Annotated in this window: 2 protein-coding genes; both read left to right on the top strand. The window is 67.6% G+C overall.

Translation table 11 applies throughout. From position 1 onward, the window contains the following. The coding region (locus AC1DZ6_RS18860; RefSeq protein WP_477098675.1) for a TonB-dependent receptor at nucleotides 1-2,865 on the top strand (2,865 nt) is incomplete at its 5' end. A 317-nt stretch (nucleotides 2,866-3,182) separates the two neighbouring features. Beyond that, nucleotides 3,183-4,990, top strand: a 1,808-nt coding sequence (bcsA, locus tag AC1DZ6_RS18855) for a UDP-forming cellulose synthase catalytic subunit (RefSeq protein WP_477098674.1), incomplete at its 3' end; no start/stop codon positions are given.

Raw genomic sequence — 4,990 nt, 5'->3', positions numbered from 1 at the left:
GCCTTGATGGCGTTGTGCCTGAAGGGCGGCTGCGCCTTCGCCTATGTCGTCGAGCCCGGCCAGGTGCATCGCACCAACGCCGTTGATGGCGCCATGCCTTGGCAGGAGGCCGTGAAAAGGATGCTGGCCGGCACCGGCCTGCGCCACGAAATCATCGACCAGCGCTCCGTCCGAGTCTGGGCCGAGACCACCCCGGCTCCCTCCGCGCCGCGCGCCGCCCCCGTTGACCCCAACCCCGCCGAAGTCGACGCCGTGACCGTGACGGCCAGTTTCTCCGACGGCATCGAGGCCTCGCTTGTCGCCAAGCGGCGCGCCGACGCGATCATCGATTCCGTCTGGGCCGGTCGGATGGGCGAACTGCCGGCCGCCAATCTGGCCGAGGCCCTGCAGCGCGTGCCCGGCGTGGCCATCGAGCGCGAGGTCGGCGAGGGGCAGTTCGTCAGCGTTCGAGGCCTGGGCCCTCTCTTCCAGTCGGTGACCCTGAACGGCGCGCCGGTCGCCTTCAACGAGAACATCCGCAACTCCACCCAGAGCGGCCGACAGTTCCGTTTCCGAGCCCTGTCGGCCGACCTGCTGGCCGGGGCCGTGCTGGCCAAGTCGCCGACCGCCGACCTGATCGACGGCGGCATCGGCTCCAACATCGACATCCGCACCGTCCGCGGCCTGGACGGCCCGGCCTATCTATCGGCGCGGCTGGACGGGCACATCGAAGAGCGCTCGGGCGTGGTCTCGCCTGATGTGGCGCTATCGGGGCGCTGGCGACGCGATGACGGCGCGCTTGGCGTCGTGGCCGGGCTCTCCACCGAGACCCGCGAGGTCCGCTACGATCGCTTTCAGATCCAGCGCTGGCGCGACATCCACATCGGTGGTCGCGCCGTGCTCACACCCAACGACCTGCGCACCACGGTCGAGCGCGAGGACCGCAGCCGCGCCACGGCCTTCGTCGGCCTCGAGTGGCGAGCGGCGCCGGACACGACGGTCGAGCTCAACGCCCTGACCTCGCGCTTTGACAACGCCATTCGCGAGGACCGGATCGTCTATGAGATCGGCGACCGGGCCGCGACAGCCGCGCTGGATCCGTCCAGCCTGGTGGTCACGGACGGGGTGATGACCGCCGCGCGGCTGACGGCTGGCCAGCTCAGCAACAACACCGAGATCTCCGATCAGGCCCATGACAGTCTGTCGCTGGCCCTCTCGGCCCAGACCCAGTTGGGCGCCTGGAGCCTGTCGCCCCGGTTCAGTTGGTCGCGCGCCCGCTCGGGCCTGGACACGCCGCTGCAACGCATCGCGGCGGAGTCGCCCGAGGGCGTGACCTATCGTTTCGACCTGGGTCCGGACCTGGCGAACGCCCGCCGGGTGCCTGTCCTCCAAACCACCTTCGACCTGTCCGACCCGCGTGCTCTGAGCCACGCGCGCTACGGCGTGCGAGCGACCAATGTCGAAGACCACGACCGGACCGCCTTGCTGGCCGGCCAGCGACCGGTCGATTTCAGCCTCGGGCCTCTACGCTTCGAGCGTGTGGACCTGGGAGGACAATTCAGCGATCGAGGGCGCGACTATCAGCGACGTGATCGTGAGGCGATCCTCCGCCCTGGAGCGGTCGTCACATCCGACTTCTTCGACATCCAGACGCCCGACGACGTGTTCAGCGGCTTGATCACCGCACGCACCGGTCCATGGACGGCGATCGACTTTTCCGCCTTCCGGGCCGCGTTCATCCTGCCCGGAGAGGCCGACACGGTGATCGTCCAGGCCCGCGATCTCTCCCCCACCGGCGCCGACCTGCAGAACTCGTACGAGGTCGGCGAGCAGATCTTCGCGGTCTATGGTCGAACGGACTTCACCACCACCGTCGGCGGGCGGGCGGTTTCCGGCAATCTGGGCCTGCGCGTCAGCCGCACGCGCACTCAGGTCGAGGGCTCGCTGCTCGGCGTCTCCCCGGCGGGCGCGCTGGAAGTGCATCCGGTCGAGCACGGCGGCGCCTATCTGGTCGCCCTGCCCAGCGCCAATCTCGCCATCGCGCTGGATCCGTCCTGGCGCCTGCGCCTGGCCGCATCGCGCAGCATCACCCGTCCTTCCCTCGCTGACCTCCGCTCGGCCACGATCCCGGCCAGCAGCCTGGTCTCGACGCTGTACAATCGCGGCCAGGCCGAGGTCGATCATCCCTCGCCCGACACGCTGTTCAGCGGCGTCGGCGGCAATCCCGATCTCAAGCCCTACATCTCGACCAATCTCGACGCCTCTCTGGAGCGAGAGTTCGCCGATTTCGGCGGCTTCAGCCTGGCGTTGTTTCACAAGACCATCGACGACTACATCACCCAGACCTCCAGCCCCGAGCGCCTGGCCTTCGCCACCCGCGCCGGCCCGCCGGTGACGGCCACGGTGATGATGGCCCGGCCGCGCAACACGGGCCGAGCCCAGGTGTCGGGCGTCGAGATCGCCTTCAGCCGCCGCTGGCCGGGCGGGCTGGGCGTCTGGACCAGCGCCACCCTGATCGATGCGGAGACCCGCAACCGCGCGACCGGCGAGGGCACGCGCCTGAACGGCGTCTCCCGCCTTTCCTACTCGATCAGCCCGTTCGTCGAGCGTGGGCGCCTGCACGCGCACCTCTCCTGGACTTGGCGTTCGTCGTTCGGCTCGGAGGCCGACATGCAGGGCGGCGGCGTTTCGAGCTTCGTCGTCGCAGACGCGGGCTATCTGGACGTCTCGGGCTCGTACGATCTGGGCCGGTCGATGGCCATCTTTGTCGAGGCCAGCAACCTGACCGACACCATCGAAGCCGCCTTCGAAGGGCGCCCAGGGCGGCCCCTACAGATCGGCCGCGCCGGCCGCGCTTTCGGCCTGGGCTTCAGGATGCGGATGTAGCGAACCTGACCGCCGGGATCACGTCGCGCGAAACGGCGTGAAGGCTTGGGGCCCTGATGGAGCGAGGTCGGGCGGCCGCAAAATAAGGTTTTACCCTGCCTCCCCTGGGTCGATCACCCGATTGCCGATCCTCGCCGCGCCAGATTAGGTCGACATATCCATCCGGCGATTTCCAGTATTCCGGCGACGATGGATCGAGTTCTATTTTTTGTGCTCTTAAAATCGCCGCCTGCGTCCAAGTCGTTGCAAGTCAGCCAACAGAAGCCGCGCTTTGCTAACCGATTGAGGTCCTTGGCAGGCGCTATTTTGGAGGCTTGATGACAAAGCGCCTCGCCACGCGGCTGATGTGGATTCTCGCCGCTTTAGGCCTGTCCTACGTCGCGATCGTCGCGGTCGTCATTCCGCTCACCTTTCACGCCCAGGCGTTGTTCGCGCTGACGACGATCACAGCGGTCATCGTCGTCAACCGGGTGTTCCCGCAATCCAAACACCTGACCATAGCCCTGTGCGTGGTCTCGGTGATCATCAGCACCCGTTATCTGTGGTGGCGCACCACCGAGACGCTGCATTTCCGCAATCCCGGCGAGGTCTTCCTCGGCGTCGGGCTGTACATGGCGGAGATCTACGCGTGGCTGATCCTGCTGTTGGGCTACCTGCAGACCGCCTGGCCCCTGCATCGCCCCGTCCGGCCGCTGGACGGCGCGCCCGCGACCTGGCCCCGCATCGACGTCTTTATCCCCACCYACAACGAAAGCCTGGAGATCGTGCAGGACACCGTCCTGGCGGCGCTGGGCATGGACTACCCGCCGGATCGCTTCCGGGTCTTCCTGCTCGACGACGGTCGCCGCCCCGCCTTCCGCGCCTTCGCCGAAATGGCCGGGGCGACCTACATCGCCCGCCCCGACAACAAGGGCGCCAAGGCCGGCAACCTGAACCACGCCCTGGAGCGCACCGACGCCGAGCTGGTCTGCATCTTCGACTGCGACCACATCCCGACCCGGGCCTTCCTGCAGATGACCGTCGGCTGGTTCCAGGAGGACGCCAAGCTGGCCCTGCTGCAGACCCCACACCACTTCTACTCGCCCGATCCGGTGCAGCGGAACCTGCAGACGGTTCGCGACATCCCCGGCGAGGGCGACCTGTTCTACGGTGTGGTCCAGCCCGGCAACGACCTCTGGAACGCGGCCTTCTTCTGCGGCTCCTGCGCGGTGCTGCGCCGCTCCGCCCTGGACCAGACCCACGGTTTCGCCCACGAGACCGTCACCGAGGACGCCCATACCGCCCTGAAGCTTCAACGCCTGGGCTGGAACACCGCGTTCCTGGAAATCCGGCTGTCGGCGGGGCTGGCGACCGAACGCCTGGCGCTGCACATCGGCCAGCGCATCCGCTGGGCCCGCGGCATGACCCAGATCTTCCGGATCGACAATCCGCTGACCGGCAAGGGCCTCAGCTGGCCCCAGCGGCTTTGCTACCTCAACGCCATGCTGCACTTCCAGTTTCCGTTGCCGCGCATCGTGTTCCTGACCTCGCCCCTGGCCTTCCTGCTGGGTGATTTCAACATCATCAGCGCCTCGGCCCCGGTGATCCTGGTCTACGCCCTGCCCCACCTGGTGCACTCGATCGTCACCAACAACCGCATGCAGGGCGAGGAGCGCATGGCGTTCTGGGGCGAGATCTACGAGACCCTGCTGGCCTTCCACCTGCTGATCCCCACCGTGGTGACCCTGATCGATCCCAAGCGGGGCAAGTTCAACGTCACCGACAAGGGCGGCCATCTCGAGAAGGGCTATTTCGACTGGCCGTTGATGTGGCCCCACATCCTGACCGCCGGCCTGCTGATCCTGGGTCTGGCGCTGGGCGCGTCACGGTTCCTGGTCGGCGAGATCGATACGACCCGCGCCTTCACCGTGGCTATGAACACCGTCTGGACCGTGTTCAGCCTGCTGGTGCTGCTGACCGCCATCGCGGTCGGCCGGGAAACGCGGCAGATCCGTAGTCATGTCCGCCTCGACGCCCATCTGGCCGCCAAGCTGCACCTGACCAACGGCGAGGTGCTGCTGGTCAAGACCCGCGATGTCTCGATGGGCGGCCTGTCGGCCCCGGTGCCGGACGGCATGTGGGGTCC

This window comes from Caulobacter sp. P1_B12_2, assembly GCF_056406675.1.
Note: the sequence above shows the minus strand (reverse complement) of the source record. Positions and strands in the feature narration are given on the sequence as shown.